Raw genomic sequence first — 15203 nt, 5'->3', positions numbered from 1 at the left:
CCCCCCGGGGGTGGACCTGACGAGGAGATATCGTGAGAAAAAGAGCAATGGCGCTCTCCGCGCTGATCGTGGCGGCTGTCGTGATGGTGCCGACTGCACCAGCCCTGGCCGGTGAAGGCCCGGGCAAGGGCGGCGGCGGCGCGAGCAGCGGCTCCCACCACGGCGGCAAAGGCGGCGGTGGCAACGGCAACGGCAACCACCACGGCCATGGGCCAGGCCGTGGCGGTGGCGGCGGTGCGAATGACGACACGAGCAGGTTGCTCAAGGCCGTGACGGTCAACGGCATCCTGCAGCACGAACGTGCCTTGCAACGCATCGCCAACAACAACGGCGGTACGCGCGCGTCCGGCACCCCCGGCTACGACGCCTCGGCCGCCTACGTGAGCGAACAGCTCAGGAAGGCGGGCTACTCCGTCTCGACGCAGGAGTTCGAGTTCTCCTACTTCGAGGAGACCGGTCCGGCAGCGCTCAGTCAGGTGTCGCCGACTCCCACGGACTACGAGACGGCGACGCTCGAGTACTCCGGGAGCGGCGAGGTGACCGGCGCCGTCGTTCCCACGACGAACGTCGTCATCCCCGCCACCGAGGAGCCGAGCTCGACCTCCGGATGTCTGGCCGAGGACTTCGTGCCCGCGTCCGAGACCGAGCCCCAGGTCGCCCTGATCCAGCGGGGTACCTGCACGTTCGGCGAGAAGGTCGCCAATGCGGTGGCCGCGGGATATGACGCGGTGGTCCTCTTCAACGAGGGCAACCCCGGTCGTACCGAGCTGCTCACCGGCGTCACGATCGGCGGGCCCGTCGAGGTGCCGGTTGTCGGGGTCAGCTACGCGGACGGCGTCGCGCTCTACGACGCATCCGTGGCCGGACCCACCACGGTGACGGTCACCACATCCACCGTCTCCGAGGTCCGTACGACGGTGAACGTCCTGGCGGATTCGCCGCGGGGTGACGCGAACAAGACGATCGTCGTCGGTGCGCACCTCGACTCGGTGACCGCGGGACCGGGCATCAACGACAACGGCAGCGGCACGGCGGTCACCCTGGAGACCGCCATCCAGATGTCCAAGCTGGGCGTGAAGCCGGTTCAGAAGCTCCGGTTCGCCTTCTGGGGCGCGGAGGAGAGCGGGCTGCTGGGATCGACGCACTACGTCGCGAACCTCACCGATGCGGAGCTGGCGACGATCTACGCGAACCTCAACTTCGACATGCTCGGTTCGACGAACTACGCGCGATTCGTGTACGACGGCGACGGATCGGCCGACCCCGACGGGCTCGCGGGCCCTCCCGGATCGGCGCAGATCGAGACGATCTTCACCGACTACTTCGCCGGTAAGGGACTCGCCAGCGCACCGACGGCCTTCGACGGACGTTCGGACTACGGGCCGTTCATCGCCGTCGGCATACCGGCGGGTGGCCTGTTCAGTGGCGCCGAGGGGATCAAGACGGCCGAGGAGGTGGCTCTGTTCGGCGGCACGGAAGGTGCACCGTACGACCCCTGCTACCACCTGGCCTGCGACACGGTGAACAACCTGAGCACCGCGGCGCTGAACGAACTCGGCGACGCGGCCGCGCACGCCATCATGACGCTCGGCGTGAGCAAGACCGGCTTCTTCGAAGACGGCAGCCGAGTCGCCCCGCTTCCGCAGATCGACGTGAACAACCTCGACTACTGGGGCAGCAAGCCGATCCGCTGATCGGATCGGAACCCGGGTCCGGCCGCACTTCGGTGGGGTCGGACCCGTGGTGTGCGCACCGGGCTCACCATCCGTCCGCCCGGTCTCGCTGAGGGGCATCCGGCCGTCCCCGTCTGCCCGCGGTAACTCATCCCACTCAGCGGCCGGTTCAGGGAGGGCAGTCCATGCGTGCGTCGGTCGTCGATCGGAGTTCGGATCGCGTGACGCGTTCGCCTTGCTACCCGCTCGGGCGTGCGGCGCCTCGCACGCGAACGTCTACGGGCGGAGGAGATTCGGCGGGCGGAGGAGCCGAAGCGGATGGTTCGTCCTCCGCCCGCCGAATCTCCTCCGGTCGTCAGGGAGCGACCTCCGCTGGGCGACAAAAAACCCCCGGGGAACCGGGGGTGTTCTGTGGGCGATGCCGGACTCGAACCGACGACCTCTTCCGTGTGAAGGAAGCGCGCTACCAACTGCGCCAATCGCCCATCGGCCACGTGGGCCGGTAACCGAGCATACCGGATCCGCAGGCACGCTTTTGCACGCTTCGGGAGACACGCGCGGGGCGACATCGGTTTTGCGTCGGTGTGAATCTGGGCTAAAGTCATTGAAGTGCCCGAGAGATCGGGAAGAACACATGCGGATGTAGCGCAGTTGGTAGCGCATAACCTTGCCAAGGTTAGGGTCGCGAGTTCGAGTCTCGTCATCCGCTCGAGTGTGAGGGTTCCCCTTCGGGGGAGTCCCGCAACGTGGGTCGAACCACATGGTGGCGTGGCCGAGCGGCTAGGCACCGGCCTGCAAAGCCGTTTACACGGGTTCGAATCCCGTCGCCACCTCCACTCCTGGGTGAAAACCCGGTAGCACTATGGGCGATTGGCGCAGCGGTAGCGCGCTTCCCTGACACGGAAGAGGTCACTGGTTCGATCCCAGTATCGCCCACAGAGAGAAACCCCCGGGAAACCGGGGGTTTTCTTCGTTTCCCGGCCCGGGGCGCGGCGGTGCGGGAACGTACCCTGGAATCATGCTGATCGGCCTCATCCGTCCCATCGAAACCCGCACCGTCGAGGTGAAAGGCGAGGGCCTGCGTGCCATCGCCGAGCAGCTGACCGCACCCGAGGGCTGGGAACTCGTCTCCGCCCCGGCGTTGCCGGCCAAGGGCACGACGGAGCTCCACGCCACCGCCACGTTCGCCCGGCGTGACGGACTTCAGCAGATCGAGGCCGAGGACCGCGACGCCCTTATGGCGAAGGTCCCGGAGGGGTGGCAGTTGCTGAGCATCCGGCGCGCGTGACGGGTCCGTGCCCGTCCGTTCACCGGACGAGGCACGGCTGTCAACCCGATGCGACCGGCATGGTGTCCGATGCACGCTGGGTGTCCGACACCCGCACCGACGTCGCCGGTCCGGTACGGTCGTGCCGCGTGCGGCGCAGCCGTGCACCGGCGGAAAGGTACCCATGACCTCCGCGCTGGTCCTGAACTGCACCCTGAAGCCCTCGCCCGCCGATTCGAGCACGCACAAGCTCGCCGGCGAGGTCGCCGCCGCACTGAGCGAACAGGGCGTGACCCTGGATGGCGAGATCCGCGTCGTGGACTTCGACGTCCGCCCCGGCGTGGAGAAGGACATGGGCGGTGGCGACCAGTGGCCGCAGATCCGGTCCCGCATCCTGACCGCGGACATCCTGGTGCTCGCGACGCCCACGTGGATGGGGCACCACTCCAGCGTCGCCGCCCGCGTCCTGGAACGGCTCGATGCCGAGCTCTCGGAGACGGATGCCGAAGGCCGCCCGATCCCGTTCGGGAAGGTCGCGCTGGTCGTCGTGGTAGGCAACGAGGACGGTGCCCACAAGATCACGGCCGATCTGTTCCAGGCCCTGAACGACGTCGGCTACACGATCCCCGCGCAGGCGGCGGTCTACTGGAACGGCGAGGCGATGCACACGACGGATTACCTCGAGCTCCCTGAGGTGCCCGAGCAGGTCGCCTCGGCGACGGCGACCGCCGCGCGCAACGCGGCACATCTCGCGCAGCTCCTGCGGACGAATTACCCGGCCGGCTGACGCGACGCGCTCCCGACCCGCCCCGGCGGCTCGGGCAGAATACCGGCATGGCCGCTGACCCGGAAGCGAGGATCGACGAGATCGCGCGGGAACTCCTCGCGGTGCCGCCGTCGGAGTTCGTCTCCGCCCGCAAGACCCGCGCAGCGGAGGAATCGGATCCCGATCTCGCCGCTGCCGTGCGGGGCCTGCGCAAGCCCCTGCTCTCCGCGTGGATCGTGAACCTGTTCGGCAAGGAGCGCCCGGACGACCTCGGGCAGGCCCTGGAGCTCGCCGCCCGGCTCCGTGCCGCGCAGGCGCAGCTCGATGCGCAGGAGCTCGCCCGCCTCGGCCGGGAGCGCCGCCGGCTCGTGGACGCACTGGCCCGGAACGCGGCCGCGCTGGCCGAGACGCGCGGTGAACGGGTGAGCGCCGCCACGCTGGACTCCGTGCGCGAGACCCTGAACGCCGCGATGTTCGATCCGGGCGCCGCGAATGCCGTCGCGTCCGGTCGGCTCCTGCGTCCGCTCGAGGCATCGGCGGCCGCGCCCGCGGACCTGGCGGACGCCGTCGCCGGGTACCTCGATCCGCCGGAGCCGGAATCCGCGGATCGACCCGCGTCACGGACTCGGGGGCGGACGGAGGCCGGCGACGGGAAGCGGGGCGAGGCCGCAGAGGCGGAGCGGGCAGCACGGGCCGAGGAGGCCCGGATCGCCGGGGAGGAGGCGACGCGCGCGGAGGACGTCGCTCACGACGTCGAGGAGCGGGCGGTCGCGGCGCGAGAGCACGCCGACGGGATCGCCGAACGCGTGACCGAGCTCGAAGCGGAACTGTCCGCGGCGCGGCAGGAGGCGGAACGCTCCCGCGCCCATGCGGAGGAACTGGATGCGGAACGGGCCGAGGCGAAGGAACGGGCGGAAACCGCCCGAGCCCGAGCCGCCGCGGCCGAGCGTCGGGCGAAGGGCTGACACCTCCCGCGCGCCGCGCACGACGGGCGCTACCCGGTTGCGCGGAGACTGCGGGGGTCCGGCTCGTTCCACCGCTGGATCGTCTGCACGACCCAGAACGCCGCGAATACCAGGAGGGCGCCGGATTCGCCCCAGAAGACCGCGCCCGGCCACACCGGGGTGAGGACCAGCATGAGCACGAGGTCGACGGCGAGGGCGATCGGCGCAGCCGTGTAGACGGCACGATGCCACGGTCTGACCGGCGCCTCGCCGGCCTCCCGCTCCCGCGGCCACGCGTTGATCGCCGGCACCACGCCGAAGGCGGCGAAGAAAGCGATCGTCACCGCGTAGTGCAAGTCCAACGGCAGCGCGTCGTTGAATGGGAAGCCCTCGTTCAGCGGGGCCACGAAGGCGAAGAGTCCGATCGAGACCGCGACCACGAGCGCGAGCACCACCGGGATGAGCGTGCCGGCCGCGCGCTGACGCTGGATGCGGCGGAGCACGAGCGCGAGGGCCGCGACGATGACGACCATCACGATGTACACGACGACGCCCGTCCGCACCGTCGGCAGGAACTCCTCGGGCACGCAGGGTGTGTCCGCCGGGCACACGCGTTCGGGGGTCGCGGCATCCGTTTCGTAGCCGGTGGGGATGATCGCGATCAGCGGGGCGAAGACCGCCGCCACGTTGAGGAACATGCTCTCCGCGTCGCGTCCGGAGAGGGCGAGCAGCGCCAGCGCGACGGCGACGAGGCATGCGGTGAACACGCCGCCGGCCGGGGTGTAGAAGTAGTGGCTGATCGACAGGAGCGGGGGGCGGCCCGTGACGATCACCTGCGAGGCGACGGCCGTGAGCAGGGCCACGACGATGAGGGCGAGTGACAGCCGCAGGTAGCGGTGGGTGCGCTGCGCCGCGGTGGAGCCGTCGCCCGCGCTCATCAGTTGCGTCCCGTCTCCAGCGGCTGCGAGCCCCGTGACGCCGAACGGTCCCGACTTCGCGGGGAACCCAGCAGGGCCAGCATCCGTACCACCGTCGTCTCCCCGGTCAGGATGACCGCGCAGAGCACCGCGATCGAACCCGGGATGAACACCAGCAGATCGTCGATCCGCTCCCAGGCGATCGGGCTCCACACCGCGACCCAGGTGAGCACGAGCGACAGTGCGGTGGTGGCCTGCCCCAGCACGCTGATCAGCACGAAGACCACCGCGCGTTCCCGGTGACGGGCGGCGGAGCGCTTGGAGAGATGGAAGTCGAGGCCGAAGGCCAGCAGCAGCACGGCGAACAACGACAGCAGGACGCCGAGATCGTCCGGGGTGAGATCGCGCATGCGTTCACTATGGCGCACCGGGTCGGGCCCCGGGCCGTAGTGCGGGTGCGTGGCGCCGCCGGCGACCCGGGGCCCGTCAGCGGGCGAGCGGCAGGACGGCGAGTGCCACCACGAGGGGTGCGGCCAGGAGGCCCCACAGCACGAAGTGCCGCCACGGGACCTCCACGCCCTCGGCGCGCAGACGCGCGTGCCAGAGCAGGGTCGCGAGCGACGCCCAGGGCGTGACGAGCGGCCCGGCGTTGACCCCGACCAGAAGAGCCGCCAGTCGCGCCGGCGAGTCGGCCGCTGCCGGTTCGAGAGCGAGATAGGCCGGCAGGTTGTTGTTGACGTTGGCCGCCAACGCGCCGGCGCCCGCCACTCCCCACAGGGAGGCGAGGTCGTCGCCCGATCCCAGCCAGGCGGTGACGAGCTGGAGGAGGCCCGCGGCATCGGCGACCCCCGCGGCCAGGAAGAGCCCGGAGGCGAACAGCAGCATCGACCAGGGCACGAGCGAAGGATGCAGCGCCCCGCGAGCTCGCCATCCGTAGACCGCCAGCAGCACGAGGGCAGCGACGGTCGCCGGGATCCAGGGCTCGAGGCCGGACACGAGCAGAGGCATCATCGCCGTGACCGTGCCTGCGCTGATCCAGAACAGCACGGGGTCGACGAGGTGGGGGAGCGGCGCAGGGGCGAACCGTCCACGCAGACGCGTCGCGTATCGCACCCAGAGCAGCAGCACCGTGATGCCGATGGCGATGGCCGCCGGACCGGCCATCAGGAGCACGAACGCAGCCGGGTCCGCGGACGGCATTCGGTGCACCGCGAGCAGGTTGGTGAGGTTCGACACCGGGAGCACGAGGGAGGCGGTGTTGGCCAGCCACACCGTCGTGAACGCGAACGGCAGGGCGGGCAGGCCGTTCGCGCGTGCCACCGCGATCACCACGGGGGTGAGCAGAACGGCGGTGGTGTCCAGGGAGAGGAAGGCCGTGCACAGGACGGCGAGGAGCACGACGAGAAGCCAGAGGACGATCGTGCGACCCCGAGAGAGCCGCGCGAGGAGACTCGCCGTCACGTCGAAGACGCCGGCTCGTGCGGCGAGTTCGGCGACGACCGTCACCGAGGCCACGAACACCAGCACCGGCCAGACCCGCTCCGCGATCGTCCGCGCCTCGTCGACGGGCAGGACACCGGACGCCATGGCGATCACGCTCGCGCCGAGCAGACCGCATCCGACCAGGGCGAGCTTCACTCATCCATCATCGGGCCCGGCGGGGGCGCACGCGCGCCGGACACCCGCCGTCTCGAGGGATGCCGACATCTCATCTTCTCTGAAACTCGCCCGGGCACCGGGGGTTTTCCCGCCCGGGACGGCCGCGCCGTTAGCCTGACCCGTCGGGGGATCCGCCGATCGGCGTGCCCTGAGGGGCGGATGCAGGTGACGGCGCGGGGCGCCGCCGCCTTCGCACGAGCCCGACGATGAGAGGGGTCTCGCGTGGTTGTCGCGCTGTGGGTTTTCGGCGGGCTGGTCTCGCTGCTGTTCGTTCTGGCCGGAGGGGTGAAGCTGTTCGCGCCGAAGCGGCGTCTGATCTCCTGGGGCATGGCCTGGACCCAGCGGGTCCCCGGTCCCGTGGTGAGGCTCATCGGGCTGGTCGAGGTCGTTGCCGCCGCGGGCATCGTTGCAGCGCTCGTGCTGCAGGACCAGTGGGCGCCCCTGGCGTGGTGGGTCGTCGCGGCGTGCGCTCTCGTGCTCACCGCGCTGATGATCGGTGCGGTCATCGTGCACCTGCGTCGCAAGGAGAATCCGGTCGTCCCCGCTGTTCCGGGAGCCCTCGCGCTCGCGACCCTCGTGATCGCCGCGCTGCTCGCCTCCGCCTGGCCGGGCGGAGTCCTCGCCCCGACGGGTGCGACCCCGGACAATCCGATCTGGACCGGAGACACGAAGCCCGATCCGGTGCCCGCCGACAAGGTCGTGCTCAGTCAGCCGAAGGACATGTACCGGCACAAGGACGCGCCCACCGAGTGGTGGTGGCACGTGGGCACGCTGCGTGCCGGCGACCGGGAGTTCGGCTTCGAGGTCAACGCCAGCTCCTTCGTCGGCCAGGGCTTCGCGATGACGCAGGTCTCCCTGAGCGACATCGACGCCGAACAGCACTACGAGCACACCCAGATCTACGTACCCGAGCCCCTGGGCAACTTCGACGTGTCCACGTGGGCCGAGGGCGATCCGAGCAAGGACTGGTACGCACGCATCGGTGACCGCGAGTGGGCGGTCGGCGGGTTCAACGTGCTGGCGGGCGGCTCCGGATACACGGACGCACCGACCGTCACGATCGAGGGCGACGGCTCCGGGGCCTCCGCGATGGCCGTCCTGGACGGCGACGCTGTGGGGCAGATCGTGCTGCTCCAGCCCGGATCCGGGTACACCGGCACGCCGACCGTGACCCTCAGCGGGGGTGGCGGTTCCGGCGCCGAGGCGCGGGTGGTCCGCAACGCGGTGTCGATGACGGCGCCGCAGGAGGATCCGAGTCAGGACATCGCCGTGCAGGCCCTCGTCACGGATGCGGAGTCCGGCAGCGAGATCGAGTTCGACCTCACCTTCTCGCAGCAGGGCCGGCCGTTCTACGTCTTCGGGACGGGCATCGAGCCGAGCGCCGAGACGCACTCGATCACCGAGGACAACTACTACTTCTCCTACACCCGCCTCGACGCCGCCGGCACCGTGTCGATCGACGACGAGGTGTTCGAGGTGACCGGGACGACGTGGATGGACCACGAGTACGGCTACTTCGGGGGGAACTCCTCCGACTCCCGCATCCGCTGGCTCCTGCAGGATATGCAGCTCGACAACGGCTACACGATCTTCAACGCCGGGGTCATCGGCGAAGGCTACAAGCCCGAGATCGACGTGACCGTCGACGCCTACTCCACGCTGCAGGACGAGGCGGGCGAGCTCTACTACGTCGCCAGCCGGATCACGCCGATCGGCGAGCTGTGGACCAGCCCGCGCACCGGGCGCGCGTACGCCCAGCAGTACCGTGTGGAGATCCCGTCCTTCGACGCCGAGTTCACCGTCACGACGCGTCTGCAGGACCAGGAGTTCGCGGCATCCGGGGCCCCCATCTACGAGGGGACGGCGGATGTCGTGGGCACGATCCTCGGCGAGGACGTGACCGGCGACTCCTGGATCGAGCAGGCCTTCTGACGCGGCGCCCTCGGTGCCCGTCCGCATCCGGCCGCACGAGCCGGGTCGCGGGTGGGCGCCGAGGCGCGCGCGATAGACTGGCGAGATGGATCTCCTCGCACGCTCCGTCGGCGTGATCCGCGCTGCGTGCGTCGGCGACATCGGCACTCGAACGCTGCAGGCCTGAGCGGGCAGGACGCGGGCTGCGTCCGAAGCTGAGTAGCCTCTGACCAGACCCCATCCTTGGAGAGTTTCCGTGACTGACGTCATCCTTCCGTCGGACGTGTCCTATCCCGCCGACGGCTTCGCCCTCTTCCCCGACCGCTCGGTCGTCGCCCTCCGGGTCAACGGCGAGCTGAAGGACCTCGCGACGTCGGTCACCGCCGACGACGCCGTGGAGCCGGTGACGATCGATTCGCCCGACGGTCTCGACATCCTGCGCCACTCCGCCGCCCATGTGATGGCCCAGGCCGTGCAGCGGATCAAGCCGCAGACGAACCTCGGCATCGGCCCGCCGATCACCGACGGCTTCTACTACGACTTCGGGACGGACGAGCCGTTCACGCCCGAGGACGTCAAAGCCATCAAGAAGGAGATGGAGCGCATCGTCCGCGAGAACCAGCGCTTCGTCCGCCGCGTGGTGACCGAGGAGGAAGCGCGCGCCGAGCTGGCCGGCGAGCCGTTCAAGCTGGAGCTGATCGACCTCAAGGGTGGCAACAAGGAAGCCGCCGAGGGCGCATCCGTCGAGGTCGGCGCCGGTGAGCTCACCATCTACGACAACGTGACCAAGGATGGCGAGGTGGCCTGGCGCGACCTCTGCCGCGGTCCGCACGTGCCCACTACGCGCACCATCGGCAACGGCTGGGACATCCAGCGCATCGCCGGGGCGTACTGGCGCGGCAGCGAGAAGAACCCGCAGCTGCAGCGCATCTACGGCACGGCCTGGCCCACCAAGGACGCCCTCCGCGCCTACCAGCAGCGCCTGGAGGAGGCCGCCAAGCGCGACCACCGCAAGCTCGGCAAGGAGCTGGACCTCTTCTCGTTCCCGGACGAGATCGGCTCGGGCCTGAGCGTCTGGCACCCCAAGGGCGGCATCATCCGGATGGAGATGGAGCAGCACGCCCGTCACCGGCACGTCGAGGGCGGCTACACCTACGTCTACACGCCCCACATCGCCAAGGAGGACCTGTTCCTCCAGTCGAACCACCTGGTGACGTACCGCGAGGGCATGTTCCCGCCCATCCACATGGATGAGGAGCGGGATGCCGAGGGCACCATCACCAAGGCGGGCAACGACTACTACCTCAAGCCCATGAACTGCCCCATGCACATCCTGATCTACAAGGAGCGTGCGCGCAGCTACCGCGACCTGCCCATGCGGCTCGCGGAGAACGGCACCGTCTACCGGAACGAGCTCTCCGGCGCGCTGCACGGGCTCACCCGCGTGCGCGGCTTCACCCAGGACGACTCGCACCTGTTCGTCACCCCCGAGCAGCTCGAGACGGAGGCCACGCGGGTCCTGGAGTTCGTGATCTCCATGCTCCGCGACTTCGGTCTGAACGACTTCGAGCTCGAACTCTCCATGCGCGACGACGAGAAGTCGAAATGGATCGGGACGGACGAGTTCTGGGAGTACTCGACCAACGCCCTCCGCAACGTCGCCATCGCCAGCGGACTGAAGCTCACCGAGGTCCCCGGCGAGGCCGCGTTCTACGGTCCGAAGATCGACCTGAAGACGCGCGACGCGATCGGCCGCGTGTGGCAGCTGTCCACGGTGCAGGTGGACCCGAACCTGCCCGAGCGGTTCGAGCTCGAGTACACCGGTCCGGACGGCGAGAAGCACCGGCCGATCATGATCCACCGTGCGCTGTTCGGATCGATCGAGCGGTTCTTCGCCATCCTCCTCGAGCACTACGCCGGTGCCTTCCCGGTGTGGCTGTCGCCGGTCCAGGTCGTCGCCATCCCGGTCGCCGCGGAGTACGGTGACTATCTCGACGCGATCGTGGAGCGCCTGCGCGCCCACGGCGTCCGTGCCGAGGTCGACCACTCCGACGACCGGATGCAGAAGAAGATCCGCACCCACACGACGCAGAAGGTGCCGCTGCAGCTGATCGCGGGGGAGCAGGACCGCTCCGCAGGGACCGTCTCGTTCCGTTTCCGCGACGGAACCCAGACCAACGGCATCCCGGTCGACGAGGCCGTGCAGCGGATCCTGCTGGCGATCGCGCAGAAGACGCTGGTCGACACCGCGGAGGACCTCGCGTGACCGAACGCCCCGAGGACTCGGATGCGGCGCTGATCGCCGCATCCGAGCTCCCGGGCGTGCCGGACCAGTTCCAGCGGCTGTGGACGCCGCACCGGATGGCGTACATCCAGGCGGGGCCCGAGCCCCTGGTCGAGGAGTGCCCGTTCTGCGCAGCGCCCGCCAAGTCCGATGAGGACGCGCTGATCGTGCACCGCGGCACCCACGCGTACGTGCTGCTGAACCTGTTCCCGTACAACTCGGGGCACCTGCTCGTGTGCCCGTACCGCCACATCCCGACCTACGACGAAGCGACCCCCGAGGAGGTCGCCGAGATCGGCGCGCTGACGCAGACCGCGATGCGGGTGCTGCGTACCGTCGCGCGCTGTGACGGCTTCAACATCGGGATGAACCAGGGCGCCGTGGCCGGGGCGGGCGTCGCCGGGCACCTCCACCAGCACATCGTGCCGCGGTGGGCCACGGACGCGAACTTCTTCCCGATCATCGCCCGGACGAAGGCCATCCCGCAGCTGCTGGGAGACGTGCGCACCGCGGTGGCGGACGCCTGGCCGCGCTGACCCCACCCCTTGGCGCGCGGGGCGCGTGCCGCTGGGGCGGGCGGCGGCGGTGAGGTCAGCGGACCTGGCGCACCGGGAACTGCATCCTCGGGTGGGCGTAGGACTCCTGCGACTCGACGAGCTGCAGCTCGCGCTGTCCGGACGAGTGCGTCCGCTCGAGCAGGTCGTACACGCTCGACGTGGTGCGGGCGAGGGCATCCGCCGCATCGCCGGTCCGGCGGTAGTGCGCGGTGAACAGCGCGGCGGTGACGTCGCCGGAGCCGTTCGCCTTCATCGGGAGCAGCGGGGTCTGCACGACCCAGGCGCCGTGGTCGTCCACGACCATCATCTCGATCGTGCCCTCTTCGCGGTCCGGGCGCTCCACGCTCGTGACGAGCACGGTGCGCGGTCCCATCGCGCGGGCGGCGTCGGCCGAGGCCAGCGTCGAGGCGATCGTCGTCGGCTCGGTACCGGTGAGGAACCCCAGCTCGAACTGGTTGGGCGTGATGATGTCCGCCACCGGCACCACGCGCTCCCGCAGGAGGACCGGGATGCTGGGCGCCACGAAGCAGCCGGACTTCGCGTTGCCCATGACCGGGTCGCATGCGTAGATCGCGTCCGGGTTTGCCGCCTTGACGCGGGCGACGGCGTCGATGATGACGTCGCCGATGCCCTCGCCGCCCTGATAGCCGGAGAGCACGACGTCGATCTCGCCGAACACGCCGCGTTCCTCGATGCCGGTCAGCACGGCTGCGACGTCCTCGGGGGCGATCAGCGGACCGCGCCACGACCCGTAGCCGGTGTGGTTGGAGAAGTTCACGGTGTACACCGGCAGGACCTCGACACCGATGCGCTGGAGCGGGAACACGGCCGCGGAGTTGCCGACGTGGCCGTAGGCGACGGCCGACTGGATCGAGAGGATCTTCACCGGTCGATCATCCCACTTCCGGAACGGGACACCGCGCGCACGGCCTCGGCGATGTCGGCGGCGAGCCGTTCCGCGTCGGTGTCGTCGAGTTCGTGGACCGTGAGTCGGAGGTGCGCGGACCCGGGGCCCCCGTCCACCGCGAACTCCTCGCCGGTGCGGGGAAGCCACCCCCGGCGCATGAGCTGCTCGGCAACCGCGCGTGCCGGGGCGGGGAGGGCGAGCCAGACGTTCAGCCCGTCACCGGGCGTGCACGGCAGGCCATGTGCGCGCAGGCGCGCCGCGAACGAGTCGTTGCGCTCCGCGTAGTGCGCGCCGGCCAGGGTGATCCCCTCGCGCACCTCGGGATCCGTGATCAACGAGAACGCGAGCCGCTGCAGCAGATGACTGACCCAGGTGGTGCCGGGGCTGAGCCGCATGGCGAGGCGATCCGCGGTGTACGGATCGGTCGCGGTCACGGCGAGGCACATGTCGGGACCGAGGAATTTCGAGACCGATCGCACCAGCGCCCAGCGCCGGTGGTGCGCTCCGATCAGGGACTGGGCGGGTGCGTGGGACAGCATCGAGAAGTGGTCGTCCTCGATCACGAGCACGTAGGGGTGGTCGGCGAGCACCGCCCGGAGCTCCGCCGCCCGTTCCGCGGTGAGGCTGGCTCCCGTCGGGTTCTGCGCCCGCGGTGTGCAGACGACGGCGCGGACACCGTCGTGCAGGGCCGCCCGCAGCCCGGCGGGCGTCATGCCCTGTTCGTCCACGGGCACGGGGACCGCGCGGTAGCCGCCCAGCCGCACCGTGTGGATCGCGGAGAGGAAGCACGGGTTCTCCAGCGCCACGGCGTCGTCCCGGGTCAGTGCCTGTGCGAGCAGACGCTCCACGGCGTCGACCGCGCCGCTGGTCACGGTGACGCGGATGTCGCGTGGAGCGAGGTCCGCCCCCAACCACTCGAGGGCCCACTGCTCCAGCTCGCGGTCGATCACAGGCTCTCCGTAGAGCACCGGTCTGCCGACGACGTCCGCGAGCGCGCGGGACGGGTCCGGGATGAGGGCTGCGTCGGGGTTGCCGGTGCCGATGTCGCGGAGCACGCTGCCCGCGGCGAAGCCCTCCTGGGGCACGGGGGCGCGGTCGACGATGCGGGTACCGGCGCGACCGCGGCTGACGGCGATCCCGGCCTGGGTGAGCTGGCGGTACGCGGCGACCGCCGTGTTCCGGTTCACGCCGAGCCGATCGGCGAGGGTGCGCACCGGGGGCAGGGCGTCGCCGGGTTCGAGCACCCCGCGCTCGAGCAGGGAGCGCACGCTGTCGGCGATGTCCGCCGCCGTGCGGCCCGTGATGTGGGTGTCCATTGGGGGGTCCTCCGGCAGCCGAGTCTACGGCGCAGTACGTGCTACGTTTTGTCCTAGGCCAATGCCTCGCATTGTCTGACGATCGTGCGCGTTGGCGCCCAACGAGAGGAACCACCATGTCTTCCACCGGAACCGGGCGCGTCAAGCGCGGCCTCGCCGAGATGCTCAAGGGCGGCGTGATCATGGACGTCGTCACCGTCGAGCAGGCTCGAATCGCGGAGGATGCGGGAGCGGTCGCCGTGATGGCCCTCGAGCGGGTGCCCGCAGACATCCGGGCGCAGGGCGGGGTCTCCCGGATGAGCGACCCGGACATGATCGACGGCATCATCGAGGCCGTCTCCATCCCGGTCATGGCGAAGGCGCGCATCGGGCACTTCGTCGAGGCGCAGGTGCTGCAGGAGCTCGGCGTCGACTACATCGACGAGTCCGAGGTGCTCTCGCCCGCCGACTACGTCAACCACATCGACAAGTGGAACTTCACCGTGCCCTTCGTCTGCGGCGCGACGAACCTCGGCGAGGCGTTGCGCCGCATCAACGAGGGCGCGGCGATGATCCGCTCCAAGGGCGAGGCCGGCACGGGCGACGTCTCCGAGGCCACCAAGCACATCCGCAGGATCACCGGCGAGATCAACCAGCTCCGCTCGATGACCAAGGACGAGCTGTACGTCGCGGCGAAGGAGCTGCAGGCGCCCTACGACCTCGTCGCCGAGATCGCGGAGACCGGCACTCTGCCGGTCGTGCTGTTCGTCGCCGGCGGCGTCGCGACCCCCGCGGATGCCGCGATGATGATGCAGATGGGTGCGGACGGCGTGTTCGTCGGCTCCGGCATCTTCAAGTCGGGCAACCCGGCGGAACGTGCCGCGGCGATCGTCAAGGCCACCACGTTCTTCGACGATGCGAAGGTCATCGCGGACGTCTCCCGTGGCCTGGGCGAAGCGATGGTCGGTATCAACGTGTCCGATCTGCCCGCTCCGCACCGGCTCGCCGAGCGCGGCTGGTAGG

Annotated in this window: 13 protein-coding genes and 4 tRNA genes; 11 read left to right on the top strand and 6 right to left on the bottom strand. The window is 70.0% G+C overall.

What is annotated here, in order from left to right; translation table 11 throughout:
• The first annotated feature begins 32 nt into the window (after window positions 1-32).
• Window positions 33-1694: a M28 family metallopeptidase gene (locus F6J84_RS08110; protein ID WP_202980438.1), complete on the top strand. Its 1662-nt coding sequence runs from the start codon at window positions 33-35 to the stop codon at window positions 1692-1694.
• Between the two features lie 391 nt (window positions 1695-2085).
• Here the strand turns inward: F6J84_RS08110 and F6J84_RS08105 are convergent.
• Window positions 2086-2158 (bottom strand) — tRNA-Val (locus F6J84_RS08105).
• 151 nt (window positions 2159-2309) lie between these two features.
• On the opposite strand from F6J84_RS08105, the gene F6J84_RS08100 reads away from it, so the two are divergent.
• The 6 genes from F6J84_RS08100 to F6J84_RS08075 all read left to right on the top strand — a co-directional run bounded on the left by F6J84_RS08100 (window position 2310) and on the right by F6J84_RS08075 (window position 4671).
• Window positions 2310-2382 (top strand) — tRNA-Gly (locus F6J84_RS08100).
• 53 nt (window positions 2383-2435) lie between these two features.
• Window positions 2436-2509 (top strand) — tRNA-Cys (locus F6J84_RS08095).
• Window positions 2510-2537: 28 nt separating this feature from the next.
• A tRNA-Val gene (locus F6J84_RS08090) sits at window positions 2538-2609 on the top strand.
• Between the two features lie 82 nt (window positions 2610-2691).
• Window positions 2692-2961: a hypothetical protein gene (locus F6J84_RS08085; protein WP_150972863.1), complete on the top strand. Its 270-nt coding sequence runs from the start codon at window positions 2692-2694 to the stop codon at window positions 2959-2961.
• Window positions 2962-3124: 163 nt separating this feature from the next.
• The gene (locus F6J84_RS08080) at window positions 3125-3727 is read left to right on the top strand and encodes a flavodoxin family protein (RefSeq protein WP_150972861.1); all 603 of its coding nucleotides are present in this window, start codon (window positions 3125-3127) and stop codon (window positions 3725-3727) included.
• Between the two features lie 47 nt (window positions 3728-3774).
• Complete coding sequence (locus F6J84_RS08075; RefSeq protein ID WP_150972859.1) at window positions 3775-4671, top strand: transposase; 897 nt, start codon at window positions 3775-3777, stop codon at window positions 4669-4671.
• Window positions 4672-4700: 29 nt separating this feature from the next.
• Here F6J84_RS08075 and F6J84_RS08070 read toward each other — a convergent pair whose 3' ends face one another.
• The 3 genes from F6J84_RS08070 to F6J84_RS08060 form a co-directional block, all read right to left on the bottom strand.
• Window positions 4701-5588, bottom strand: coding sequence for a hypothetical protein (locus tag F6J84_RS08070; protein ID WP_150972857.1), 888 nt, complete (start codon window positions 5586-5588; stop codon window positions 4701-4703).
• On the bottom strand, window positions 5588-5977 hold the full coding sequence (locus F6J84_RS08065) for a hypothetical protein (RefSeq protein ID WP_150972855.1): 390 nt from the start codon (window positions 5975-5977) through the stop codon (window positions 5588-5590). The genes F6J84_RS08070 and F6J84_RS08065 overlap by 1 nt, the downstream gene beginning before the upstream one ends.
• A 76-nt stretch (window positions 5978-6053) precedes the next feature.
• Entirely contained in the window at window positions 6054-7205 is a 1152-nt protein-coding gene (locus tag F6J84_RS08060) for an SLC13 family permease (RefSeq protein WP_150972853.1), read from the bottom strand.
• Window positions 7206-7448: 243 nt separating this feature from the next.
• Here F6J84_RS08060 and F6J84_RS08055 point away from each other — a divergent pair, with 243 nt between their 5' ends.
• The 3 genes from F6J84_RS08055 (at window position 7449) to F6J84_RS08045 (ending at window position 11957) form a co-directional block, all read left to right on the top strand.
• A complete protein-coding gene (locus F6J84_RS08055) occupies window positions 7449-9158 on the top strand; it encodes a lipocalin-like domain-containing protein (protein WP_150972851.1) in 1710 nt (569 codons plus the stop codon).
• Window positions 9159-9393: 235 nt separating this feature from the next.
• Window positions 9394-11403: a threonine--tRNA ligase gene (gene thrS / locus F6J84_RS08050; RefSeq protein ID WP_150972849.1), complete on the top strand. Its 2010-nt coding sequence runs from the start codon at window positions 9394-9396 to the stop codon at window positions 11401-11403.
• The gene (locus tag F6J84_RS08045; protein WP_224785849.1) at window positions 11400-11957 is read left to right on the top strand and encodes an HIT family protein; all 558 of its coding nucleotides are present in this window, start codon (window positions 11400-11402) and stop codon (window positions 11955-11957) included. Before thrS ends, F6J84_RS08045 begins: the two co-directional genes overlap by 4 nt.
• Window positions 11958-12012: 55 nt before the next feature.
• Here the strand turns inward: F6J84_RS08045 and pdxY are convergent, their stop codons facing one another.
• Both pdxY and F6J84_RS08035 read right to left on the bottom strand, forming a co-directional pair.
• The gene (pdxY, locus tag F6J84_RS08040; protein WP_150972847.1) at window positions 12013-12864 is read right to left on the bottom strand and encodes a pyridoxal kinase PdxY; all 852 of its coding nucleotides are present in this window, start codon (window positions 12862-12864) and stop codon (window positions 12013-12015) included.
• Window positions 12861-14201, bottom strand: coding sequence for an aminotransferase class I/II-fold pyridoxal phosphate-dependent enzyme (locus F6J84_RS08035; protein WP_150972845.1), 1341 nt, complete (start codon window positions 14199-14201; stop codon window positions 12861-12863). The genes pdxY and F6J84_RS08035 overlap by 4 nt, the downstream gene beginning before the upstream one ends.
• A gap of 116 nt (window positions 14202-14317) precedes the next feature.
• Between F6J84_RS08035 and pdxS the strand changes: the two genes are divergently transcribed.
• Window positions 14318-15202 (top strand): pyridoxal 5'-phosphate synthase lyase subunit PdxS, encoded by an 885-nt coding sequence (gene pdxS / locus F6J84_RS08030; protein ID WP_150892565.1) that lies wholly within the window; start codon window positions 14318-14320, stop codon window positions 15200-15202.
• The last annotated feature ends 1 nt before the right edge of the window (window position 15203 follow it).

Origin of the sequence: Microbacterium caowuchunii (assembly GCF_008727755.1) — a bacterium.
Lineage (GTDB): Bacteria > Actinomycetota > Actinomycetes > Actinomycetales > Microbacteriaceae > Microbacterium > Microbacterium caowuchunii.
Note: the sequence above shows the minus strand (reverse complement) of the source record. Positions and strands in the feature narration are given on the sequence as shown.